Raw genomic sequence first — 23016 nt, forward strand, 5'->3', positions numbered from 1 at the left:
AGGAACGCCGGCGGCCCGGGCCTGTTACGGCTGGGTCAGCTGCGGATCAGCTGTTGCCGGCACCGTTGCCGGAGAGCACCGGGATGCCGTCCAGGATGTGCGAGAGCGGCTCGTCGCCCTTGGCCTGGGTGGAGTTCTCGGTGCACTGCTGGTTCTGCGGCGAGGCCAGGACGTTGACGTCCTGGACCGCGACCGGGACCAGGCCGACGAGCGAGCCGGCGTTGACCTTGGCCGGCAGGCCGACGCAGGGCTTGTTCAGGCTGCCCTGGACCAGGCCGAACTGCGGGCTGAGGTCACCGTGGGTCTCGGCGTTGCCGAACGACTGCGAGGCTCCGTTGCCGTTGACCGAGGTCGTACCGCCGTCGTCGCCGATGGCCATGGCCTGCGTCGCGCCCAGACCGAGGATGGAGGCGGCAACGGCACCCGTAGCCAGAACCTTCTTGATCACGATTAACCCTTCTCGTACTGGATGCCCCGTGCCGGAGCCCCCTGCCCAACTCACCACCGGGCGTTTGGTTCTCTCCATTCACCCGAATGCCCGGGAGTGCGCACAGCAGTACGAAATGGTGCTTCAGGGGCGCCCGGACGGAAGTGGTCCAACCTGGCGCATCGCGGCCCTCAACAGCTCTTTCCTGCTCTATCGTCCGAACTCCACCACGCGCCTGCCGGGCCCGATCCAGCCCGGGCATGTACTCCATTCGTGTGATCACAAAATTTCCACGAGCTGTCGAGTTTCCTCAACAATCCCTCCTCGTTATGAGTGACACATGCGTGCAGGTTCGGGCGCTTGATCGGCGGAAGCGCGGGGTCCTCACGTGAAGAACATGTCTTCATGGTCTCCGCGCTTGCCGTGACCCCGCTTGCCGAGACACGCACGGGCACCACCGGATTGGCCTCCCTGCGGCCTCCGCGCCGGCCTGATGAAGGAACTGCGAGCGTTGCGCTCGCACGGAATGTCCTAAGAAGGGGCAGTCAATGCGAAAAGCCTTGAGTAAGAGCGTGCTGGTGATGGCGGCGGCGTCAGGGATCCTGACCGCCGCCGGTGGATACGCGTTCGCGGATGCCTCCGCCGACGGCGCGGCCGTCGCTTCGCCCGGCGTCGGCTCGGGCAACAACGTGCAGGTGCCGGTACATGTGCCGGTCAACGTGTGCGGCAACACGGTGAATGTGATCGGCCTGCTGAACCCCGCGTTCGGCAACAAGTGCGCGAACGCGGGCGGTTCCGGTGCCGGGGGCCAGGGCGCGAGCGCCGAGGGCGGCGCGGTCGGCTCCCCCGGGGTGCTGTCCGGCAACAACATCCAGGCTCCGGTGGACGTACCGGTCAATGCCTGCGGCAACACCGTGGATGTCGTCGGTGCGCTGAACCCGGCTGCCGGGAACACCTGCGCGAACGTGAACGGGCCGGTGGTCGAACCACCGGTGGTCGAACCGCCCGTGGTCGAACCACCGGTGGTCGAACCGCCCGTGGTCGAACCACCGGTAGTCGAACCGCCCGTGGTCGAACCGCCCGTGGTCACGCCTCCGGTCACGCCCCCTGTCACGCCCCCGGTGGTCACACCCCCCGTGACGCCCCCGGTGGTCACGCCTCCCACGACGCCTCCCGTGGTCACGCCTCCCACGACGCCTCCCGTGGTCACGCCCCCGGTTACGCCTCGCAGCGATGAACCGCGGACCGGTGTCGAGCCGAAGGGCCCCGTCGGCCAGCTGGCGCACACCGGTGCCGATGCCAACCTGGGCATGGCCGGCGGGGCCGCCGCGGCCATGGTGCTCGGTGGAACCCTGCTGGTCCGCCGTACCCGCGCCTCGAAGAGCTGACCTGCACCGTCGGTAGCCAGCCGTCGATCGGCTGGCAGAAGAGCCGCGGTCCGTCGCCGCAGCCGGGGCTGTGGCGGCGGACCGCTCCCCTCCTGTTCCGGGCCGGCTCAGACCCCGCTGAGCCCCGCCCGGTCCAGGCAGGCCGCGATCTCGGCGGTCTCGGCCGCGTCCAGGCGGCGCATCGGCGCGCTCATCGCGTTCGTCCCGATGATCCCGCGCAGCATGAGTGCCGTCTTGAAGGCGCCGAGGCCCGCGGCGGTGGCGGACGCCGTGCCGGGACGGGCCGCGCGGACGATGTCGAAGAGCGCGACCAGGCGGTCCTGTTCGGCCCTGGCCGCGGCCCAGTCGCCCCGTACCGCAGCCTCGTGCAGACGTACGTAGCCGTGCGGGTCCACATTGCCGAGCCCGGGGACCGAGCCGTCCGCGCCCGCCAGCATCATCGCGTCGACCACCAGTTCATGCCCGGTGAGCACGGAGAACTCCGGGAGTTCACGGGCTCCGATGGCCAGGCGGCGGAACGAGCCGTCGTCGCCGCTGGAGTCCTTGACCCCGGCGAGCACGCCGTCCGCGGCAAGCGGCAGCAGCAGCTCCGGGTCGAGCTTGCTGTGTACGCAGACCGGTACGTCGTACGCCAGGACCGGCAGGTCCAGAGCGGCGGCGATGTCGCGGAAGTGGCGGTCGATCTCGGTGGGGTGCGTGCGCGTGTAGAAGGGGGCGGTGACGACGACGGCGTCGGCGCCGAGCCCCTCGGCGGCGCGGGCCCGCTCGACCGCCCGGTCGGTGGTGGTCTCGATCGCTCCGACGAGTACCGGGACCTGGCCGGCGCAGGCGGACGTGATGACCTTGATGACCTCGTCCTGCCGGCCGGGCGTCAGGTAGGCGGTCTCGCCGGAGCTGCCGAGGGCGAACAGGCCGCTGACGCCGCCGTCGAGCAGATGCCCCACGACCCGCTCCAGGGAGGGGCGGTCGATCTCGCCGTCCTCGGTGAGAGGGGTGACGACGGGCGGGATCACGCCGGTCCAGCGGGGGTTCCGGGCGGTCATACGGTGCTCCTTGCGGATGGTACGGAGGACGTGGGGATCTGGGGGTGGACGCAGTGCCAGCGGTGTCCGTCCCGGCCGGCGGCCGCGGCGGGAAAGACCGTGGCGCAGGCGTCGTCGGCCTTCCAGCAGCGGGTTCGGAACGGGCAGCCGGACGGCGGGTTGGTGGCCGAGGGGACGGGGCCGGTGAGCACGATGCGCTCGGTGGTCTCCAGCAGGCTCGGGGTCGCGGAGAGCAGTGCCTCGGTATAGGGGTGCGCGGGCGCGCCCGCCACATCGGCCGCCCGTCCCTCCTCGACGATCCGGCCGAGGTAGAGAACGGCGAGACGGTCGGCGAGGTATCGCACCGTCTGGATGTCGTGCGAGATGAACACCATGCCGAGCCCCAGGCGTTCGCGCAGGTCGACCAGGAGGTTGAGGACCTGGGCGCGGACGGAGACGTCGAGTGCGGAGGTCGGTTCGTCGGCGACGATCAGTTCCGGTTCGAGGGCCAGGGCGCGGGCGATGGCGACGCGCTGGCGCTGGCCGCCGGAGAGCTGTCCGGGGAGCGCGGCGAGGGTGTGGCCGGGCAGGCCGACCAGGTCGAGGAGTTCCTCGACGCGTGCCTCGCGTGCCTCGCGGGTGCCCCGCTTGTGCACGTCGAGCGGGTCGCGGAGGATCTGACGGACCGTGAGTCGGGGGTTGAGGGCGGTGGACGGGTCCTGGAAGACGACGCCGACGGCGGAGCCGAAGTCGTCGCGGCGCTGCGCCGCGGACATCTCCCACAGGTCGCGGCCGTGGAAGGTGACCTGGCCCTCGGTGGGCTTCTGCAGTCCGGTCAGTACCCGGGCCAGGGTGGACTTGCCGCAGCCGGACTCGCCGACCAGGCCGACGATCTCGCCGCGCTCGACCTCCAGGGTCGCGTCGGTGAGGGCGTGCACGGCGTCCCGGCGGAAGAGTCCGCCGCTGCGTGCCTTGTGGCGTACGTGGACGCCGTCGATCCTGATCACAGGGCGCTCCCTTCCAGCTGGGCGGCCTTCGCGGGGTGGTGGCAGGCGAAGCCGTGGTCGTTCGCGGCGTCGCGTGCGGTGAGTTCGGGTGCGGTGGTGCGGCACAGGTCGGTGGCGGCGTCGCAGCGCGAGGCGAAGCGGCAGCCGGTGCCGAAACCCTGGGGGGCGGGGACGATGCCGCGGATCTGGTGCAGCCGGTCGGCGCCGGCCTCCAGGGAGACGACCGAACCGAGCAGCCCGCGGCTGTAGTGATGGGTGGGGCCGGTGAGTACGGAGCGGGTGGCGCCGATCTCGGCGAGGCGGCCCGCGTACATCACGGCGACGCGGTGCGAGAGGTCGCCGACGAGGGCGAGGTCGTGCGAGACGAGGACCATGGCGAAGCCGAGTTCGTCGCGCAGTTTCACGAGGAGTTCGACGACCTGGGCCTGGACGGTGACGTCGAGGGCGGTGGTCGGTTCGTCGGCGATGAGCAGGCGGGGGTCGCGGGAGAGCGCCATGGCGATCAGGACGCGCTGGCGCTGGCCGCCGGAGAGCTCGTGGGGGTAGCTGCGCAGGGTGCGTTGGGGTGCGAGACCGACGAGTTCGAGGAGCTCGGCCGGGGTCTTCGTACCGCCGCGCGAGGTGAGCTGCTTCAGCTGGGTGCCGACGAGGACGGACGGGTTGAGGGAGGAGAGCGCGTCCTGGTAGACCATCGCGATCTCCGGGCCCATCAGGGCACGGCGTTCCTTCGGCGACAGGTCCAGCAGGTTCCGGCCGCGGTAGAGGATCTCGCCGCGGACCTCGGCGTTGCGGGCGAGCAGGCCCATGACGGCGAGGCTGGTGATGGACTTTCCGCAGCCGGACTCGCCGACCAGACCGAGCGTCTCGCCCTCGTGGACGGTGAAGTCCAGCGAGTCGACGACGGGAATCTGCCCGTAACGGTCGGGGAAACGGATCGAAAGGTCCCGTACGACGAGCAGTTCGGCGGCGTCGTCCCGTACCGGGGTGATGGTCGGCTCGGTGGCGTTGACGCGGTCGGCGAGCCTGGTGAGGGCTGCGTCGACGTCCACGGTGGAGGCGGCCTCGACCGGGTCGGGTGCGGTGGCCGTGGTGGGGTCGGGGACGGCCTTGGCGCTCTTGGGAGCGGCGGAGGCGTCGGTGAGGCCCTCGGAGAGGATGTTGAGGGCGAGGACGGTGACGAGCAGGGCGAGGCCGGGGAAGAAGGTGGCCCACCAGCCGCCGGCGAGGAGGATCTGCCGGCCGTAGGCGAGGACGCTGCCCCAGCTGGGGTCGGGGTCCTGCACGCCGGCGCCGATGAAGGAGAGGCTGGCCTCGAAGATGATCGCCTCGGCGACCATGACGGTGGCGAACACCATGACCGGGGCCATGCAGTTGACGGCGACGTGGCGGAGCACGATGTAGCCGCGCCGGGCTCCGATGACCTTCTCGGCGGCTACGTAGTCCTCGCCGTACTGGGAAAGCACGTTGGCGCGGACCACTCGGGCCAGCGACGGTGTGTAGACGAAGGCGATGGTGAAGATGATCACCGGGACGCTGGTGCCGAAGACCGCGACGAGGACTGCGGCCAGCGCGATCGGCGGGAACGACATCACGACGTCGAGGGTCCGCATCACGGACTCGTCGCCGAGCTTGCGGGAGGTGGCGGCGACCGAGCCGAGCAGCGCACCGGCGATCAGCGCCACGGCGGTCGCGCCGAGGCCGATGACCAGCGAGTAGCGGGAGCCGTGCACGACCCGGGCGAAGACGTCGCGGCCGGCCCGGTCGGTGCCGAACCAGTGGGCGCCGCCGGGCGCCTGCACCGGGGTGCCGGTGGTCAGCGGGTCCTGGGTGAACAGCGGGGCGAATACGGCGCCGAGTACGACGACGATCAGCACGCCGAGGGCGATGCGGGAGGTCACCGGGAGGGAGCGGAACGCGATGCCCGGTCGGGACAGTTTGTTGGCCAGACGGCCGGTGGCGAACATGTCACACCGTCCTGATGCGCGGGTTGACCAGCAGATAGAGCAGGTCGACGATGACGTTGACCACCAGGAACGCGATGGCGATGGTCAGTACGGTGCCCTGGACCAGGGCGACGTCGCCGCCGGTGACACCTTCGAGGATGAGTTTGCCCATGCCGGGCAGATCGAAGATCGCTTCGATGACGACGGCACCGCTGAGCATGTAGCCGACCTTGATGCCGAGCACGGTCAGCGGGGTGACGAGCGCGTTGCGCAGCACCGAGCGGATCACCAGCAGCGGCGGGAGGCCGTTGCCTCGGGCGGTGCGTACGTAGTCGCGGTCGAGTTCGGCGACCATCGAGGTCCGTACGAGCCGGGCGAGGGACGCGGAGACCGGGAGCGCGAGCGAGATCGCGGGCAGGGCCATGGTGGTGAGCCAGCCGCTGAAGGAGTCGGCCGGGTTGGTGTAGCCGCCGGTCGGGAAGATCCGGGTGTTCAGTGCGAACTGCTGGATGAGGAGCACCCCGAGCCAGAAGGACGGGATGGCGACCCCGGCCATGGAGACGACCCGGAACAGCTGGTCGGGCCAGCGGTCCCGGTACATCGCGCCGGTCACTCCGAACAGCACGGCCAGCACGACCGCGAGGAGCAGCCCGAGCAGGGTCAGCTGGAGGGTGAGCGGGAAGGCGGCCGTGATCCGGTCGGCCACGGGCTGGCTCGGCGGGACGGTCATCCCGAGGTCGAGGTGGAGCAGTTGGCCGAGGAAGTGGAAGTACCTGACCGGGAGCGGGTCGTTGAGGCCGTTGGCCTCGGCGAAGGCCGCTCGGGCCTCGGGGGTGGCGCTCTCCCCGAGCGCGTTGAAGGCCGGGTCGGCCGGCGAGAACTGGAGCACCACGAAGACGAGCAGCGCGATGCCGAGGATCATCACCGGCATCATCGCGACGCGACGCAGCGCGAGCCGGAGAAAAGCAACCATCGTCGGGTTCCTTGCGGTTGGGCGGTCTGGTGGCCCTGGCACCGGGGGGCGGGGTGCCGGACCGGGCTGTCGGTCACCTGTGACATGTCGCCGACGCGCCGTCCGTGGTGCGGCTGTGCGGGTGGCACGGCGGCAGTGCGGCGGTGCGGTACGGGTGGCACGGCGGTGCGGTGCATTCGCACGGCGGTGCGGTGACATGTCACAGGTGACCGGTGCTCTTCGGTCAGGCGCGGCTGACGTCCAGGAAGGAGAGGCCCGTGGTGGGCAGCGGCTTGAAGCCGGGCAGCGCCTTCTCGTTCCAGGCCGTGGGCAGCTTGCGGTGGAGGATCGGGTACAGCGCGGCCTCATCGGCGACCAGGTCGGTGACCTCGCCCCACAGCTCCTTGCGCTTGGCCTCGTCGGCGGCCTGGGCGGCCTTGTCGAGGGTCTGCCTGACCTTCTTGTACGCCGCGGACTTGCCCCAGCCGTAACGGCTCTCGGGCCAGAAGCCGTAGTAGAACCAGCGCAGCAGGAGGTCGGCGTCGTTGCCGAAGACCGACGGGTCACCGGGGGCGACCAGCACCTCGAAGTCGCCCTTGTCGATCTTGGCGTACTGGGCCGGGGACTGGGCGATGTCGAGGGTGACCTTGACGCCCGCCGCCTCCCAGCTCTCCTTCAGCAGCGGGGCGATGTCCTTGACCCAGCCGGTGTCGGTGGTGAGGACGGTGAAGGAGAGGTTCTTGACGCCCGCGTCGGCGAGCAGCTGCTTGGCCTTCGCCACGTCGTGGGTGTAGACCGTGGCGGCCTTGTGGTAGTCGGGGTGGGTGGCGGGGACGTAGCCGGTGGCGGCCGCCGCATTGCCCACCATCGCCGTCGAGATGATCTTCTCGGTGTCCAGGGCGTAGTGCAGCGCCTGGCGCACACGCTTGTCCGCGAACCGCTTGTCGGCGGTGTTGAACATCAGGAAGAGCAGGCCGAAGGACTGCACGGACTCGGTCTTCGAGGAGCCCGCGAGCCGCTTGACGTCGATGTAGGGCACGTCCTCGATGGCCTGGACCCGGCCCGACTCCATGGCGCTGACGCGTGCCGACTGGTCCGACATCAGCCGCCAGATCATCTTCTTGGCCTTGGCCGGGTGGGGGCCGTTGTACTTGTCGTACGCCTCGAAGACGATCTTGTCCTCGCGGGTCGCCTCGATGAACCGGTACGGCCCCGAGCCGACCGGCTTGGCGTCGAACGCCTTGGGGTCCGGTTCGACGATCTTCTTCGGGACGATCCGGGCCACGGCGATACGGGAGGGGAAGAGCGCGAAGGGGTACTTCAGCTTGAACTCGACCGTGCCGGCGTCGACGGCCTTCACCGTGTCGATGAAGGGCACGAACTGGGCCATGAGCGAGGCGTTCTTCGGGTCCAGGATGCGTTCGAAGCTGAACACCACGTCGTCCGCGGTGACCGGTGATCCGTCGTGGAAGGTCGCGCCCGTGCGGAGCGTGGCCCGGTAGGTGGTGGCGTTGATCTTCTTCGGCAGCTCGGTGGCGAGTGCGGGACGGGCCACGAGTGTTGCCGGATCGAGATCCACGAGGCCCTCGAAGATGTGCATATTGGCGGCGTACGGAGTGGCGCCCGAGGTGATCATCGGGTCGAATCCGGTCGACAGGGGGTACGAGAGACCGGCCTCGATCAGGCCGCTGCCGCTGCCCTTGTCCGCCGTGCCGTCGGCGGTCGATGACGGGCCGCCGCAGGCGGAAAGGCTCGCCGTGATGGCGGCTGCGGCACCGATGGCACCGGTGTATCGCAGGAAGGTGCGGCGCTCGACACCGGCTGGTCTCAGCTCGGGCACGGGTCCTCCAGGGACGTCGAAGGTGGAACGTGAGGGGGAGATCTGGCGGGGAAGCGGGTGGTGGGACGCAGGATCACGGGGGATCAGGAATCCCGGGCATCGGACGTCAGATGTCTGATGCCTTGATAGCGTGGGAACGTAGCTGGACAATCGAGAGGGGTCAAGAGGTGGGGAGTTCACATATGTCCGGTGCGAAGCCCGGCCGGCAGCTGCTCCGGCAGGAAGTGGTCGAGGGCATCAAGCGCTACATCCTCGAAGAGCGCCTTCGCCCCGGGGACCCGCTGCCCACCGAGCCCGCCCTGTGCGAGGCGCTCGGCGCCAGCCGCTCCAGCGTCCGCGAGGCGGTCAAGATCCTCGCCGCGCTGGACATCGTGGAGGTGCGGCACGGGCACGGCACGTACGTGGGCAGACTGAGCCTGTCGGCCCTGGTGGAGAGCCTGACCTTCCGGGGACTGCTCTCCCCCGACGACGACTTCCAGGTGATGGCCGACCTCGTCGACGTGCGCGAGCTCTTCGAGCGCGGGATGGCCGACCGGATCGTCTCGCTGCTCAGCGCGGAACAGCTCGACAGGCTGGACGGCCTGGTCACCACGATGCGCAGGACCGGCGCCCAGGACGGGCACGGCTTCGTGGAAGCGGACCGGGCGTTCCACGCACTGCTGGTGGCGCCGCTCGGCAACGAACTGATCGGCCAGCTCTCGATGGCCTTCTGGGACGTGTACTCGATCGTCGCGCCGCACCTCGACGGGTTCACGCACGCCGACGAGATGGCGACGATCGCGGCCCACCAGAACATCGTGGACGCCGCGCGGGCCGGGGACATCACCGGCTTCATGAAGGCGCTGGGCGAGCACTACGCCCCGGTCAGGCGCCGGATCTCCGAAGCCCGCGCCCGGGACAGCGCCCTGGACTGAGGCGCCGCCCGGCGGATCGGGGCCGCCGGACCCGGCCCGTGATCCGCCGCCCCGGCCAGTCGTCCACCGGCCCCGGGCCGCGATCCATCAACCCCGGGCCGCGACTCGCCGGCCTCGGGCCGTGATCCGTCGGCCGGGCCCTTGACGGCCGCCACGAAGGCTGCCTAGGGTCCGTGTGCCGCCAGGACATCTGACGTCTTCTGTCTCGATGCCCGGCGTTCACACCCCGGCGCATCCCAGGAGGGCACCTCCATGCCGTTGACGGACCTCTCGCTCGCGGACTGCCGCGAATACCGGCCCGAACTGCCGGTTCCGGACGGCTTCGACGCCTTCTGGTCGAGCACCCTGAGCGAGGCGCCCGCCGCCGGCGGTCCGGTGCCGAAGCCGGTGTTCGCACCCGTGGACACCGGGCTCATCCAGATCCGTACGTACGATGTGACATTGCCCGGCTTCGCCGGACGCCCGGTCCACGGCTGGCTGCACCTGCCGGCCGGGGCCACCGAACCCCTCGGCTGCGTGGTCGAGTTCCTCGGTTACGGGCGTGGGCGGGGCCTCGCGCACGAGAACACGCTCTGGGCGTCCGCCGGTCACGCACACCTGATCATGGACACCCGCGGTCAGGGCTGGTCGGCCGCGGGCGGTTCCACCGCCGACACGGACGCCGGGGCGGCCGGCACCGTACCCGGCTTCCTCACCCGTGGCATCGAGAGCCCCGAGACGTACTACTACCGGCGGGTGTTCACCGACGCGGTGCGCTGCGTCGAGGCGGTGCGCGAGCACCCCGCGGTCGATCCGGACCGGATCGTCGTGACCGGGGTCAGCCAGGGCGGCGGGGTCGCGCTGGCGGTGTCGGGGCTGGTGCCGGGGCTGGCCGGGGTGATGCCGGACGTGCCGTTCCTCTGCAACTTCCGGCGCGGCGCGGAGATTTCGGGCCGACCACCGTTCACCGAGATCGCCGAGTACCTGAAGCTCCACCGCGACCGCACCGGGGCGGCGTTCACCACCCTGTCGTACTTCGATGCGGCGCTGCTCGCCACCCGCGCCACCGCTCCCGCGCTGTTCTCGATCGCGATGATGGACGAGATCTGTCCGCCCTCCACCTGCTTCACCGCGTACAACCACTACGCGGGCCCCAAGGACGTACGCGTCTACGAGTTCAACGGGCACGAGGGCGGTACGGCATACCAGCAACGGGAGCAACTGGCCTGGGTGCGTTCCCTGTTCGCAGGCCCGCCGTCGGGGCGGGCCGGCCACTCCTGACCGGAGGCACCTTCCGTGCGCAGACGATCCATGCTTCTCGCCGCCGGCGCGGCAGCCCTTGGCGCCCGGTTCGGCGGCCGCGCCTTCGCCGCCGCTCCGGGCGGCGATCCGCTCCTGGACCACGACACCCCAGTGGACCTGGACGGCAGCGAGTACGTCGACCTGTCGAACCGGGTCGGCAGACTCGCCCCGCTCGCCACGGGAACCATCCTCGTCACCTTCCGCACCACCAGCCACAACGAGGCGATGACGCTGCTCAGCGCCTCCGATCCGACCGAGCCCTCCTCCAACGTCACGCTGAACCTGAGCGGCGGCGCCCTTCAGTTCTCCGTGCGCGAGAAGGGTGCGGTGCTGATCAATGTCATGACCAGGACACGGTATGACGACGGGCTGCGCCATACCGTCGCCGTCACCGTCGACTCCTCCGGCACCCGGCTCCACGCCGGCGGACGCACCGTCTTCGAGACGGCACGGCACGCCTTCTTCGCCGGTGTCTCCGGGCTGGGCGCGCTCGCTCTCGGCCGCAATCTCGACAGCGACCACCCCGACGGCGAGTGGTTCTGCACCGGCACGATCGAGCGGGCCGCGGTCTGGGACCGGGTGCTCGGCGAGGCCGAACTGGTCGCGCACAGCCCCCGCCCCGACCTCGCCGACCTGGGCAGAATCTCCACGGTCCTGAACAGCGACACGCCCGCCACCTGGGTCGTCACCGGTGACAGCATCACCCATGGCGCCCTGCACACCAACGGCTGGCGCAGCTACCCGGAGCACTGGACGGAACGGGTCCGCTGGGAGCTGGGCAAGCCGAAGAACCGTGACTTCGTGATCGATTCCGGCGTGAGCGGCGCCACCAGCGCCGAGCTCGTCGCCATGTTCGGGGAGCGGGTCACCGCCTTCTCGCCGCGGGTGGTCTCGATCATGATCGGTACGAACGACATCGCGACGTCGGGCCTCGGCCCCGAGGCGTACCGGGCCAACCTCGTCTCGCTCGTCGGCTCCGTGCGGGCGCTGCCCGGCTCACCGGTGCCGGTGCTCCAGTCGCCCAACCCGGTCGATCCGGCGAAGTGGCCCGGCCGGGTGGGACTTTCCCGGTACGCGCAGGTGATGGGCGAGGTCGCGGCAGCGCAGAACGTGGTGTTCGTCGACCACTACAGCGACTGGCTGAACGGCGGCGGCCAGGTCCCGCTGTCGCTGCTCAACGACGGGCTCCACCCGAACGAGCGGGGCCACCACCGCCTCGCACTGAAGATGATCAAGGACTTGCGGGTCTTCGACCCCGGCAGCCGGGTCTGTTCGCTGCGTGTCCCGTAGCGGCGCGCCCGAGTCCGCACCGGCCCGCACCCGGTCCCCGGCCCCGCCAGGCCCGGCCTTGCGAGGGGCGCCGCCCCTTGCGAGAAGCACCTCCCCTTCCAAGAAGCACATCCCCCTTCCGAGAAGAGAGATCGTCCATGCAGCGAAAAGTCTCCGTCGCCCTGCTCAGCGCCGCCCTGCTGGTGGTCACCGCGACCGGCACCGCCCACGCCGCCTCCCCCGCCCCCGGTCAGCTGACCTCGCAGGACCTGACCGTCGACGGGGTGGGATCGCCCCACTACCGCATCCCGGCGCTCACCACCTCGGTCAAGGGCACGGTGCTCGCGGCCTACGACGCCCGCCCCACCCTCGGCGACCTGCCGGGCAACATCTCCATCGTGCTTCGCCGCAGCACGGACAACGGTGTGACATGGCAGCCGCAGCAGGTGGTCCGCAAGGACGCCGCGCCCAAGGGCTACGGCGACCCGAGCCTGCTCGTGGACCGCACCACCGGCCGGATCTTCCTGTTCTACGCGGCCTCGGTGAACCAGGGCTTCTTCGGCTCGGGCACCGGCAACGACGAGAGCGACCCCGATGTCCTCCAGGCCGACTACAGCTACTCCGACGACGACGGGGTGACCTGGACCCATCGCCGTATCACCAAGCAGATCAAGGACCCCGCCTGGGCGGGCATGTTCGCGGCCTCCGGCGAGGGCATCCAGCTGAGCCGGGGCACGTACAAGGGCCGGCTGATCCAGCAGTACGCCGTCCGCATCAACGGTGCCAACTACGCGGCGAGCGCCTACAGCGACGACCACGGCGAGACGTGGAAGATGGGCAATCCGGTCGGCCCCGGCGGCGACGAGAACAAGACCGTCGAGCTGTCCGACGGCAGGGTCATGCTAAACAACCGCTCGAAGCCGTACCGGACGATCGCGTACTCCACCGACGGCGGGGTCAACTACACCCCGTTCGCCCAGGACACCCAGCTCACCGACCCGGCGAACAACGCCTCGGTGATGCGGTACGCCCCCGATGCCGCACCGTCCGACCCGCAGTCCTCGTGGCTGCTGTTCAGCAACACGGAGGACGCCTCGGCACGGCGCAACCTCACGGTGAAGATGTCCTGCGACAACGGGAAGACCTGGCCGATCCGGAAGGTCGTCGACCCGGGCGCCGCGGCCTACTCGACACTGACCCGGCTCGCGGACGGCCGCCTCGGACTCCTCTACGAGCGGGCCGACTACACGCACATCACCTACTCGTCCTTCGACCTGAAGTGGCTCGGCGGCACCTGCGCCGACATCACGATCACCCCGCCCGCGACGCTCAGGGCAGGCGCGTCCGCCGACGTGACGGTGCGGGTGGTCAACCGGATGGACGTGCGCCGTGACCGGGGCACCATGGATCTCACGGTGCCCGGCGGATGGACGACGAGCCAGGTCGTCGTCCCGGCGCTCAACCCGGGCCAGGGGGCCAATGTGAAGGTCCCGGTGACGGTGGCCGCGGGCGCCTCGGGCAGTGCGACGCTCACCGCCACGTACCGGGCGAGCGGCAAGCAGGCGTCCGGCAGCGCCACGGTGACCGTGACCCCGTAGCGCGCCGGGCCTCCGGGAGGTACCGCGCGTCCCCGGTCCGCCCTCGCGCACCGGTGCGACGATGAGGGCGTTCAGCACCTCCCGGAGCGTCAGAACAGGTGGTAGCGCCATGGCAGTGACGGGCTTACGCATCGGGGTGGTCGGCGGCAGCATCGCCGGCTGCGCGATGGCGATCGCCGGGGCTCGGGCCGGGGCGGACGTCACCGTCCACGAGCGCAGCGACGGCGAGTTGCAGGACCGGGGCTTCGGCATCGTCATCCCGCCGCCGCTCCACCGGGAACTGGTCGATGGCGGGTACCTGGGTGCGGACATGCCGACCATCCCGGTCGCCACCCGGGTCTGGCTGGCACGGGCACCGGGAAGGCGGTCGGCACGCGAACTGGCCCGGCAGCAGGCCCCGGTGGCACCGTGCAACTGGGGCCTCCTGTGGCGGGCGCTGCGCGCCAACGCCGGGGGCTGCACCTACCACCGCGGGCACCCCGTCGCCTCCGTCGGGCGTACGGCCTCCGGCGGCGCCGTGATCCGTACCGCGGACGGCGAGCGGGAGTACGGCATCGTCGTCGGGGCGGACGGACACCGGTCCGTCACCCGCGAGCTGGTCGCACCCGAGGTGCGGCCGGTGCCCGCCGGGTATCTGGTCTGGCGGGGCACGATCCCGACGAGCGCGCTGCGCGACCATCCGAAGCAGCTGGAACTGCTGGAGTCCGCCTGGGTCACCCTGGGCTTCCCCGGCGGGCACGGTGTCTTCTATCTGATCCCTGGGGCGGCCGCGGGTTCGCGGCTGCTGGCGTACGCCATCTATGCCTCTCCCCCGGCCGAGGCGCACGCCGTCCACGCCTCTCCCCCGGCCGCGGACTCGGCCACCGGCACCGCTCCGGACGCCCCGGTCCGTGCCGCGTACGTGCGGCACATCGCCGAGGAGCACTTCCCCGCCGAGTGGGCCGACATCGTCGCCCGGGGCGAACACAGCTCCCAGGCGCTCCACCCGGTGGCCGACTTCGTGGTGCCCCGGGCGGCGGAACCACCCTTCCTGCTGGCCGGCGACGCGGCGAGCGTGACCCGGCCGCACACCGCGAGCGGGGCGGTCAAGGCGCTCCAGGACGCGCTGTGTCTGGAACGGTCGCTGCGCGCCTCCGCCTCGGCGGTCGAGGCCCTGCACCGGTACGCGGACGAGCGTTCCGCCGAGGGGGCCCGCCTGGTCGGCCTCGGCCGCAGGCTGGGGCGCGCGTTCGTCGAGAACGCGCCCGACTGGCCGGCGATGGGGCCCGCCGAGGTGGAGGCGCTGAGCCGCGCCGCGCTGGACGGCGACGACAGCTATCTGTACGGCAGCGTCCAGCGGCAGGGGTGACGGGCCGGTTCAGCGGCAGGGGTGACGGGCCGGTTCAGCGGCCGGACGGTGCGGACAGGGCCGCGTCGGCGGTCAGCGCGGCCATGTCCACGACCCGGTCGGCCGCGTCCGCGACGGCCGGGTCGTGCGTGGCGACGACCGTGACGCAGTCGTCCTGGCGGGTGCGTTCGGCGAGAAGCCCGGCCAGTTCACCGGCCTGCGAGCGGTCGACGGCCGCCGTCGGTTCGTCGATCAACAGCAGCTTCGGGGAGAGGAAGAGCGCACGGGCCAGCGCGACGCGCTGGCGTTCGCCGCCGGAGAGCTGTTCGGGGCGGTGGCGCAGGCGGTGGCCGAGACCCACCCGGGTCAGGGCCTCCTCGGCGCGGGACCGGTGCGCGCGGGGGCGTTCGCCGCCGATGTACACGGCGGCGAGCAGCTGGTCGACGGCGGCCAGGCCGGAGAGCAGGTTGCCGCTCTGGAACATGTAGCCGATCCGTTCCCGGCGGGCCCTGGCGCGCTGGGCGTCGGTGAGCCCGGCGAGATCCTCGCCGTCCAGCAGGACCTGCCCGGCGGTGGGCCGCAGCAGCGCTCCCGCGACGGCGAGCAGTGTCGACTTCCCGGAGCCCGACGGGCCGACGAGGGCCGTCATGCGGCCGGGTTCGAAGGTGACGTCGAGTCCGTCGAGGACGGTGGTACGGGCGTCGGCGTGGCCGAACTCGACGGTGACGCCGGTCAGTTCGAGGCTCATCGGTTGGCTCCCAGCATGGTCAGCGGGTCGGCTTTGGTGACCCGGCGCAGGGTCAGGACGGTGCCCGCGAGGCCGACGGCCACGACGGTGCACATGGTGCCCACGAGGGTGGTGACGGGCAGGCTGAACGGCACCTGTTCACCGACCAGCAGCCCGACCGCTCCGGCGAGCACGGCGCCCGCCGCGGTGCCGAGGACGACGACCAGGGCGGCCTGGAGCACGGTGTGGGCGAGCAGCCTCCGGCGGGAGGCGCCCAGCGCGCGCAGCAGGGCGAGTTCGGGCTGCCGCTGCACGGTCCACACGGCGAAGAAGGCGCCGACCACGAGCGGGGCGATCAGGTAGAGGAAGACCTGGATCGAGTTCATGGTGACGCGCTCGCCGGTGTATCCGGGGGCCGCCTCGTACGCCTTCTCCTTGGTGAGGGTGGTGGTGGAATGCCGCGCGTCGAGGGTGGCGGCCGAGGTCCCGGCCGGCGGGGTGCGCAGGGCCAGGGCGCTGAACTGGCCGGGGATCGCGGCGGTCGAGGATGCCGGGGCGCCGGGGGTGCTGAAGCGGATGCGCTGCCAGGTCTTCAGCGGGACGTAGGCGACGGGCACATGGCCGTAGGCGGAGCGCTCGGTCAGCCCGACGACGCGCAGCTCGATGCCGAGCCGGTCGATGACCAGGGTGTCGCCGACGCGTACGCCCTCGTCGGCGAGTTCGGCGGACACCACGATGCTGTCCGCCTTCCCGTCCGTGAGGCCGTCGCCGTCGGTGACCGAGGGGTTGAGGAAGGAGCCGGGCTCGACGCCGAAGGCGGCGAGGTCGACCTCGCCGCCACGGTTGGTCGTGCCACGGGTGATGGAGACGCCCAGCGGGGTCGTGTCGGCGTCCGCGTCCGCGCGCCAGTCGGCGGCGGTCTTCTCGTCGAGGAGGCTGCGGGCGAACTGGTCCGACCGGGCGTCCGAGGAGAAGACCAGCTGTGCGGCCGGGAGGCGGCGCAGCGCGGAGATGGTGTCGTCACCCAGGCCGGTGGTGAAGCCGGAGACGATGCCGACGAGTGCGGCGACGAGCACCACGACGGACCCCATGAGCAGGAAGCGCCCTCGGGCGGCGCGCAGCTCCAGCAGAGCGAGGAACACGGCGGTTCCCTTCGATGGATCGATGTTAGGGACGGTGTGTCGCCAACATAGATGATGGCGACGCCGCGTCGCCAAGTGGGGTGGGATACGCGCCGGGGCTTCTAGACTGGGCCGGTGCCCAGGATCAATGCCGCCACCGTCGCGGAGCACCACGCCCAGCAGCGGCTGGCCCTGGTGCGGGCGGCGCGCGAACTACTGGAGGGCGGCGACGCCGAGGCCGTGACCTTCACCGCGGTCGCCAGGGCGACGGGCCTGGCCCGCAACAGCCTGTACAAGTACTTCCCCGGCCGCCCCGAACTGCTCGCCGCGGTCGTCGAGGACGCGATGCCCCGCTGGACGGACGCCATCCGGGCGGGCATGTCGGCGGCCGGTACACCCGAGGAGAAGATCGCCGCCTATGTGTCGTCCCAGCTGGAGCTGGTGCGCGGCGGGGAGCACCGGATCGCCCAGGCGCTGGCCGGCGTCCGGGACGCGGTAGTGGTGCGGGAGAGCGCGGTGCGGGCGCACCGGGAGCTGCTCACCCCGTTGATCGGCGCACTGACCGAGCTCGGCGAGGAGGACCCGCGGCGCACAGCGTTGCTGCTCCAGGGAATCGTCAACGCGGCGACGACGGCGATCGAGAACGGTGACGACCCCGAGGCGGTGACGGACCGGGCGGTGCGGATGGCCGTCACCGCGATCACCGGGGCGACGCCGGGGCGGTGAGGCCCCGCCATCGCGCCCGTGGCCGGGCAGGCGCGCCCGGCTAACGGACCGGCGACGGCTCCAGGCGGGTGCGGATGCCGTCGAAGTGGGTGCGCATGGCGCGTGCCGCGCGTTCGCCGTCGGCCGCCGCGACCGCCGCGACGATCTCGCGGTGCTGGGCGCAGGTGGCGACCGGGTCCTGATGGCCGTCGTCGAGATCCTCGCGCACCCGGTCCATGGCCGCCCAGAACGCGTCGAGCACCTCGCTGAGCAGGTGGTTGTCGAGCGAGGCGTAGAGCGCCAGGTGGAAGGCCCGGTCGGTGGAGCGCGCCACCCGGCCGTGGTCGCGGGCCTCGTCCTCCATCTTCGCGACGAGACCGCGCAGCACATCGAGGTCCTCGCCGGGGATCCCGGCCGTGACGGCGCCGACCAGACCGGCCTCCAGCGCCTCCCGCACCTTCATCAGCTCGAAGAGGCCCGGCTCCCCCTGCCGGTGACGGACGGCGGCCCGGAAGGCGAGCCCCTCGGCGAAGGGTGACAGGGAGAGCGAGCCGACGAAGGTGCCGAAGCCGCGGCGGATCTCCACGACATTGACGGCCTGGAGCGCCTTGAGGGCCTCGCGCACCGACACCCGGCCGGCCCCGAAGAGCTCCATCAGCTCGCTCTCGGTGGGCAGCGCGTCGCCGGGGGCGAGCCTGCGTTCCAGGATCAGTTCCTTGAGCCGGCGCTCTATGTCCTGAGCCATGGTGGGGCGCGCCACAACAACCTCCCGGGGTGCGATTGCCCCTTGACCGTTCGCAGGAGCATCTGTTTAAGGTGAGTCAGACATAGGACATCTTACGTCTCATGTATCGATCCGTGCAGCCGTTCCGGGCCATGGACCGGTGCACCGACCGAGCCCTCACCGAGCTGGAGCCCCTCACCATGTCCCTGACCTCACCGCTGCACGGCGTCGTCCCGCCGGTCTGCACCCCGCTCGACCCCCAGGGGGAGGTCGACACCGCTTCCCTCGCCCGGCTCGTCGAGCACCTCATCGGCGGCGGTGTGCACGGACTGTTCGCGCTCGGCTCCACCAGCGAGGTCGCCTACCTCACCGACGAGCAGCGCGCCACGGCGCTGGAGACCGTGGTCGAGGCGACCGACGGCAGGGTTCCGGTGCTGGCCGGCGTCATCGACACCACCACCGCCCGCGTCGTCGAGCACGCCCGCTCCGCCGCCGCACTGGGCGCGGACGCCCTGGTGGCGACCGCGCCGTTCTACACCCGCACCCACGGCAAGGAGATCGCCCAGCACTTCCGTCGGCTGCGGGCGTCGGTCGACCTGCCGCTGTTCGCATACGACATCCCGGTCGCCGTGCACAGCAAGCTCTCCCCCGCGCTGGTGCGCGAGCTCGCCGAGGACGGCACCCTGGCCGGCCTGAAGGACAGCAGCGGCGACGAGGGCGGACTGCGCCGCCTCATCGTCGAGCTCGGTGGCCGCAGCGGCCGCGCGGACGGTCCCGCGCCCCGCTTCAGCATCCTCACCGGCTCCGAACTCACCGTGGACGCGGCCCTGTTGGCCGGGGCCGACGGTGTGGTGCCGGGCATCGGCAACGTCGACCCCGCCGGTTACGTACGGCTCTACGACGCCGCGCGGGCCGGGAACTGGGAGCTGGCCGCGAAGGAGCAGGAGCGGCTCGTCGAGCTGTTCGCCATGGTCGACGCGGGCCCGGAGGCGGACATGGGCCGCAGCTCCTCGGCGCTCGGCTCCTTCAAGTCGGCGCTCCAGCTGCTCGGCGTCATCGCCTGCGGTGACACGGCTTTCCCGCAGATCCAGCTCAGCGCCGAGTCCGTCGCCCTGGTCTCCCGGCGCCTGCGCGCCGCCGGTCTGCCGCCGGTCCGATGAGCGACGACCGCTCCCGACCGCCCGCCGCCGGAACCGGTGCCGCGGTGGTCGGACTCGACCTCGGCGGTACGAAGATCGCCGCCGCGCTGTTCGGCCCCGACAGCACCGTCCTGTCCCGGCACACCCGGCCCACCCCGGCCCGGGACGGCGCGGCGGCCGTGCTGGACGCGCTCGCCGGGGCGGCCGCGGCCGTCGATCCGGGGCGCCGGGCCACGGCGCTCGGCATCGCGGCGGCCGGCGTCGTCGACCCCCGTACCGGCATGGTCACCAGCGCCACCGACTCCATCCGCGGCTGGGCCGGAACCGCCCTGGGCGCCGGTCTCGCCGACCGCACCGGATACCCGGTGGCCTGCGACAACGACGTACGCGCCACGGCGGGACCGGAGCTCGCGGCGCTGACCGCCCGGCACCCGGGGCGCGGATCGCTGCTGTTCCTGGCGGTCGGCACGGGGGTGGGCGGTGCGGTCGCCGTCGACGGGCGGATGCTGCACGGCGCCTTCGGGCTCGCCGGGCACCTCGGCCATCTGGCCAGCCCCGAGGCCGCCGGACTCCCCTGCACCTGCGGCGCCACCGGACATCTGGAGGTCATCGCCTCCGGGCCCGGCATCGCCGCCCACTACGAGCGGCTGACCGGCGCCCCCGTGGACCGGCTCGAAACCGTCGCCGCCCGCGCCGGGCAGGGCGACGCAGCGGCCGTCCGCGCCATCACCACCGGCGCCGCCGCCACCGGCCAAGTGCTCGGCGGGCTCGCCAACGCGCTGGGGCCGGACCGGGTCGTCGTCGGCGGCGGCGTGCCACGGATCGGCCCGCTGTACGGGGACGCCCTGGCCGCCGCCTTCACCACGGAGCTGATGCCGCCGCTGCGCGGCCTCGTGCCCCGGGCGCCACGGTTCGGCGCCGACGCGGCGGTGCTCGGCGCCGCCGCCCTGACCACCACACTTCCCCTCCACCACCCGGGAGCCCTTCGATGACCGCTCAGGAACTGGCCGACTCCCTGCGGGGCAAGCTGATCGTGTCCTGCCAGGCACCCCCCGGCGACCCGATGCGGGAGACCGGCACCCTCGTCCGGCTCGCCCGGTCGGCCGTCGCCGGAGGCGGCGCCGCGATCCGTGCCAACGAGCCGGAGGTCGTCGCCGCGATCGCCGAGGCCGTGGACCTGCCGGTCATCGGCCTGTGGAAGGACGGCGACGTCGGCGTCTACATCACCCCGACCGTCCGGCACGCCCTGGCGATCGTCGAGGCCGGTGCCGATGTCGTCGCCGCCGACGCCACCGGCCGGCCGCGCCCCGACGGCTCCACCTTCGCCGAGCTGGTCACGGCGGTGCACGAAGCGGGCGCCCTGGTGATGGCCGATGTCTCCACACTCGCCGAGGGCGTCGCGGCGGCCGGGCAGGGCGCGGACTTCGTCTCCACCACCCTCTCCGGCTATGTGCCGGGCACGCCGAAGCAGACCGGCCCCGATCTCGGCCTGGTCGCCGAACTCGCCGCCGCGATCGATGTCCCGGTGGTCGCCGAGGGCCGGATCAACACCCCCGGCGAGGCCGCCGAAGCCCTGGCACGCGGCGCCCACAGCGTCGTCGTCGGTACCGCCATCACGGCACCCACCGCCCTGACCGCCCGATTCGTCGCGGGCATCGCCCGGCCCTGACCTTCCCCCACCACGCGGGCCGGCCGCTCAACGACGAGCGCCGTCCCGCATCCTGGAGTCACCGTGCAGACCACATCACCCGCCAAGCTCCCCTGGTACCGAGAAGTGAGCGGTCCCCAGTGGAAGTCGTTCTTCGCCGCCTGGATCGGCTACGTCCTCGACGGCTTCGACTTCGTGCTGATCACCCTCGTGCTCACCGAGATCAGTGACGACTTCGGGCTGAGCACGGTGCAGGCCGCGAGCCTGATCTCCGGTGCGTTCATCACCCGCTGGCTGGGCGGCGCGGTGCTCGGTGCCATCGGCGACCGGTACGGCCGCAAGCTCTCCATGGTCCTGAGCATCCTGCTGTACTCCCTCGGCACCTTCGCCTGCGGATTCGCCTGGAACTACCAGAGTCTGTTCGCCGCCCGGCTGGCCATCGGCATGGGCATGGCCGGTGAGTACAGCGCCAGCGCCACGTACGTCATGGAGAGCTGGCCCGCCAGGCTCCGCAGCCGGGCCAGTGGCTTCCTGATCTCCGGGTTCTCGGTCGGCTCGGTGCTCGCCGCACAGGTCTACAACTGGGTGGTGCCCTCGCTCGGCTGGCGGTGGATGTTCTACATCGGCCTGGTGCCGATCGTCATCGCGCTGTGGATGCGGCGGGCGCTGCCGGAGGCCGAGGAGTGGACGGAGAGCGTCGCGGACACGGGGGCCAGGCCCAATCCGTTCCGGCCTCTGTTCGCGACCCGGGGCCGGGCCGTCGTCAACACGGTCCTGGTGGTCGTCGCCACCGTCTCGCTCTTCCTGGTCTTCACTCCGGGCGGGGCCGGAATGATCCCGGTGCTCTCGGTGGTCGCCGGGCTGACGCTCGCCGCGTTCGCCGTGCAGATGGGCGGGAAGCGCGGCTGGGTGCTGTATCTGTCGATGATCGTGACGCTGTTCTTCGCGTTCCTGTACTCGTGGCCGATCCAGTCGCTGCTGCCCACGTATCTGAAGACCGAGCTGGGCTACTCCACCGACCAGGTCACCGACGTCCTGTACTTCGCGGGGTTCGGGACCATGGTCGGCTGCTGGACCGCGGGCTTCCTCGGCGACAGGATCGGTGCGAAGAAGGCGTACGCGCTGACGCTGCTCGCCTCGCTGGCCTTCGTGTACCCGGTCTTCGCCGTGCACGACAATCTGCTGCTGCTCGGCATCCTGCTCTTCCTGCTCCAGGCGACCAGCTTCGGCATCTCCGGGCTGCTGCCCCGCTACATCGGCGGGCACTTCCCGACGGAGAGCAGGGGCGCGGCGCTCGGCTTCACGTACAACGTGGGGGCGCTGGGCGGTGCGGTGGCTCCGGTACTGGGCGCGCATCTGGCGTCCGGGATGGATCTGGGGCAGGCGCTGGCCGTGCTGACCTTCGCGGGCACGGTGATCGTGGTGCTGCTGGTCGGATTCGACGTACCGGCCCGGCTGAACCGGCTCACCGATCCGGATGCCGAAGGGGACCATCTCGCGGTGGCGCCGGCGGAGGAGCGGAGTACGGCCTCGCGCACGACGGCCGCCGGCTGACACGGCGGGAGCCGCGTGAGCGCGGGACGGTGGTGAGCCATCGCCCCGCGCTCACAGCTGTCCCACGGGTAGAAGTGCGTCAGCGACTCGGCCGCGCAGGCGGGCTTCCCGGACCCTTCGAGCTCGAAGGTGAAGGCCCGGGTCATCTCCTCGCCACCGCGTGCGACCTCCTTCACCCCGGCGACGGCGGCAGGCAGCCGGACCCGGCTGCCGACCGGCACGGGCGCCGGGTAACGGACCCGGTTGGCTCCCGTGAACGTCATCGATCGAACGGATGGCAGGGGACGAGAAGGGGCGTCGCCCGGGACGCCCGTCGCCGCGTGGGGAATGCGTGGATATGTGGAGATACGCAGCGATACGTGGGGATGCGTGGGGACGCATCGGTGAACCAGGGAGAGACTGCGCCGTGGGGGTGGTGGCGGTTACGGTG

Annotated in this window: 20 protein-coding genes and 1 pseudogene; 11 read left to right on the forward strand and 10 right to left on the reverse strand. The window is 71.5% G+C overall.

Annotated elements, in window-relative coordinates:
• Positions 1-46: 46 nt before the first annotated feature.
• The gene (locus OG842_RS08345; protein ID WP_266728929.1) at positions 47-448 is read right to left on the reverse strand and encodes a rodlin; all 402 of its coding nucleotides are present in this window, start codon (positions 446-448) and stop codon (positions 47-49) included.
• 527 nt (positions 449-975) lie between these two features.
• On the opposite strand from OG842_RS08345, the gene OG842_RS08350 reads away from it, so the two are divergent.
• A complete protein-coding gene (locus OG842_RS08350) occupies positions 976-1815 on the forward strand; it encodes a chaplin (protein ID WP_328512165.1) in 840 nt (279 codons plus the stop codon).
• A 107-nt stretch (positions 1816-1922) separates the two neighbouring features.
• On the opposite strand, the gene OG842_RS08355 is transcribed toward OG842_RS08350, so the two are convergent.
• The 5 genes from OG842_RS08355 to OG842_RS08375 form a co-directional block, all read right to left on the reverse strand.
• Positions 1923-2858 carry a dihydrodipicolinate synthase family protein gene (locus tag OG842_RS08355; protein ID WP_328512166.1) on the reverse strand — a complete coding sequence of 312 codons (936 nt, stop codon included), beginning with the start codon at positions 2856-2858 and terminating at the stop codon, positions 1923-1925.
• Positions 2855-3844: an ABC transporter ATP-binding protein gene (locus tag OG842_RS08360; RefSeq protein WP_328512167.1), complete on the reverse strand. Its 990-nt coding sequence runs from the start codon at positions 3842-3844 to the stop codon at positions 2855-2857. Before OG842_RS08360 ends, OG842_RS08355 begins: the two co-directional genes overlap by 4 nt.
• On the reverse strand, positions 3841-5808 hold the full coding sequence (locus tag OG842_RS08365) for a dipeptide/oligopeptide/nickel ABC transporter permease/ATP-binding protein (protein ID WP_266728935.1): 1968 nt from the start codon (positions 5806-5808) through the stop codon (positions 3841-3843). The genes OG842_RS08360 and OG842_RS08365 overlap by 4 nt, the downstream gene beginning before the upstream one ends.
• A gap of 1 nt (position 5809) precedes the next feature.
• On the reverse strand, positions 5810-6760 hold the full coding sequence (locus OG842_RS08370) for an ABC transporter permease (RefSeq protein ID WP_266728937.1): 951 nt from the start codon (positions 6758-6760) through the stop codon (positions 5810-5812).
• A gap of 223 nt (positions 6761-6983) precedes the next feature.
• Positions 6984-8579: an ABC transporter substrate-binding protein gene (locus OG842_RS08375; RefSeq protein ID WP_328512168.1), complete on the reverse strand. Its 1596-nt coding sequence runs from the start codon at positions 8577-8579 to the stop codon at positions 6984-6986.
• A gap of 182 nt (positions 8580-8761) precedes the next feature.
• Here OG842_RS08375 and OG842_RS08380 point away from each other — a divergent pair, with 182 nt between their 5' ends.
• The 5 genes from OG842_RS08380 (at position 8762) to OG842_RS08400 (ending at position 14989) form a co-directional block, all read left to right on the forward strand.
• A complete protein-coding gene (locus tag OG842_RS08380; protein ID WP_328512169.1) occupies positions 8762-9493 on the forward strand; it encodes a FadR/GntR family transcriptional regulator in 732 nt (243 codons plus the stop codon).
• 252 nt (positions 9494-9745) lie between these two features.
• Positions 9746-10753, forward strand: a complete 1008-nt coding sequence (locus tag OG842_RS08385) for an acetylxylan esterase (protein WP_266728943.1) — start codon at positions 9746-9748, stop codon at positions 10751-10753.
• Positions 10754-10768: 15 nt separating this feature from the next.
• Positions 10769-12064: a GDSL-type esterase/lipase family protein gene (locus tag OG842_RS08390; protein ID WP_266728945.1), complete on the forward strand. Its 1296-nt coding sequence runs from the start codon at positions 10769-10771 to the stop codon at positions 12062-12064.
• A 137-nt stretch (positions 12065-12201) separates the two neighbouring features.
• Positions 12202-13641 carry an exo-alpha-sialidase gene (locus tag OG842_RS08395; protein ID WP_266728947.1) on the forward strand — a complete coding sequence of 480 codons (1440 nt, stop codon included), beginning with the start codon at positions 12202-12204 and terminating at the stop codon, positions 13639-13641.
• 109 nt (positions 13642-13750) lie between these two features.
• Entirely contained in the window at positions 13751-14989 is a 1239-nt protein-coding gene (locus OG842_RS08400; protein WP_328512170.1) for an FAD-dependent monooxygenase, read from the forward strand.
• 34 nt (positions 14990-15023) lie between these two features.
• Here OG842_RS08400 and OG842_RS08405 read toward each other — a convergent pair whose 3' ends face one another.
• Both OG842_RS08405 and OG842_RS08410 read right to left on the reverse strand, forming a co-directional pair.
• On the reverse strand, positions 15024-15716 hold the full coding sequence (locus OG842_RS08405) for an ABC transporter ATP-binding protein (RefSeq protein WP_266728951.1): 693 nt from the start codon (positions 15714-15716) through the stop codon (positions 15024-15026).
• Positions 15713-16837 (reverse strand): ABC transporter permease, encoded by a 1125-nt coding sequence (locus tag OG842_RS08410; protein ID WP_328512171.1) that lies wholly within the window; start codon positions 16835-16837, stop codon positions 15713-15715. The genes OG842_RS08405 and OG842_RS08410 overlap by 4 nt, the downstream gene beginning before the upstream one ends.
• A gap of 114 nt (positions 16838-16951) precedes the next feature.
• On the opposite strand from OG842_RS08410, the gene OG842_RS08415 reads away from it, so the two are divergent.
• A complete protein-coding gene (locus OG842_RS08415; RefSeq protein WP_266728955.1) occupies positions 16952-17542 on the forward strand; it encodes a TetR/AcrR family transcriptional regulator in 591 nt (196 codons plus the stop codon).
• Between the two features lie 40 nt (positions 17543-17582).
• Here OG842_RS08415 and OG842_RS08420 read toward each other — a convergent pair whose 3' ends face one another.
• Positions 17583-18281: a FadR/GntR family transcriptional regulator gene (locus OG842_RS08420; protein ID WP_266728957.1), complete on the reverse strand. Its 699-nt coding sequence runs from the start codon at positions 18279-18281 to the stop codon at positions 17583-17585.
• A 164-nt stretch (positions 18282-18445) separates the two neighbouring features.
• Between OG842_RS08420 and OG842_RS08425 the strand changes: the two genes are divergently transcribed.
• From OG842_RS08425 to OG842_RS08440, 4 genes are all read left to right on the forward strand, one after another.
• Entirely contained in the window at positions 18446-19405 is a 960-nt protein-coding gene (locus tag OG842_RS08425; protein ID WP_266733477.1) for a dihydrodipicolinate synthase family protein, read from the forward strand.
• Positions 19402-20376 (forward strand): ROK family protein, encoded by a 975-nt coding sequence (locus OG842_RS08430; RefSeq protein WP_266728959.1) that lies wholly within the window; start codon positions 19402-19404, stop codon positions 20374-20376. The genes OG842_RS08425 and OG842_RS08430 overlap by 4 nt, the downstream gene beginning before the upstream one ends.
• Positions 20373-21053, forward strand: a complete 681-nt coding sequence (locus OG842_RS08435) for an N-acetylmannosamine-6-phosphate 2-epimerase (RefSeq protein WP_266728960.1) — start codon at positions 20373-20375, stop codon at positions 21051-21053. The genes OG842_RS08430 and OG842_RS08435 overlap by 4 nt, the downstream gene beginning before the upstream one ends.
• Before the next feature lie 63 nt (positions 21054-21116).
• On the forward strand, positions 21117-22586 hold the full coding sequence (locus tag OG842_RS08440) for a sialate:H+ symport family MFS transporter (RefSeq protein ID WP_266728962.1): 1470 nt from the start codon (positions 21117-21119) through the stop codon (positions 22584-22586).
• A gap of 65 nt (positions 22587-22651) precedes the next feature.
• On the opposite strand, the pseudogene OG842_RS08445 reads toward OG842_RS08440, so the two are convergent.
• Positions 22652-22837: pseudogene (locus OG842_RS08445) on the reverse strand (MaoC family dehydratase); the annotation flags it as partial.
• Positions 22838-23016: the final 179 nt, after the last annotated feature.

This window comes from Streptomyces sp. NBC_00376, assembly GCF_036077095.1.
Classification (GTDB): domain Bacteria; phylum Actinomycetota; class Actinomycetes; order Streptomycetales; family Streptomycetaceae; genus Streptomyces.

What these genes read in the sequence shown, in the direction of transcription:
- OG842_RS08355 (WP_328512166.1), bottom strand. Translation starts at nt 2,858, where the DNA reads ATGACCGCCCGGAACCCCCGCTGGACCGGCGTGATCCCGCCCGTCGTC.
- OG842_RS08395 (WP_266728947.1), top strand. Translation starts at nt 12,202, where the DNA reads ATGCAGCGAAAAGTCTCCGTCGCCCTGCTCAGCGCCGCCCTGCTGGTG.
- OG842_RS08380 (WP_328512169.1), top strand. Translation starts at nt 8,762, where the DNA reads ATGTCCGGTGCGAAGCCCGGCCGGCAGCTGCTCCGGCAGGAAGTGGTC.
- OG842_RS08435 (WP_266728960.1), top strand. Translation starts at nt 20,373, where the DNA reads ATGACCGCTCAGGAACTGGCCGACTCCCTGCGGGGCAAGCTGATCGTG.
- OG842_RS08430 (WP_266728959.1), top strand. Translation starts at nt 19,402, where the DNA reads ATGAGCGACGACCGCTCCCGACCGCCCGCCGCCGGAACCGGTGCCGCG.
- OG842_RS08400 (WP_328512170.1), top strand. Translation starts at nt 13,751, where the DNA reads ATGGCAGTGACGGGCTTACGCATCGGGGTGGTCGGCGGCAGCATCGCC.
- OG842_RS08385 (WP_266728943.1), top strand. Translation starts at nt 9,746, where the DNA reads ATGCCGTTGACGGACCTCTCGCTCGCGGACTGCCGCGAATACCGGCCC.
- OG842_RS08350 (WP_328512165.1), top strand. Translation starts at nt 976, where the DNA reads ATGCGAAAAGCCTTGAGTAAGAGCGTGCTGGTGATGGCGGCGGCGTCA.
- OG842_RS08405 (WP_266728951.1), bottom strand. Translation starts at nt 15,716, where the DNA reads ATGAGCCTCGAACTGACCGGCGTCACCGTCGAGTTCGGCCACGCCGAC.
- OG842_RS08370 (WP_266728937.1), bottom strand. Translation starts at nt 6,760, where the DNA reads ATGGTTGCTTTTCTCCGGCTCGCGCTGCGTCGCGTCGCGATGATGCCG.
- OG842_RS08425 (WP_266733477.1), top strand. Translation starts at nt 18,446, where the DNA reads ATGTCCCTGACCTCACCGCTGCACGGCGTCGTCCCGCCGGTCTGCACC.
- OG842_RS08365 (WP_266728935.1), bottom strand. Translation starts at nt 5,808, where the DNA reads ATGTTCGCCACCGGCCGTCTGGCCAACAAACTGTCCCGACCGGGCATC.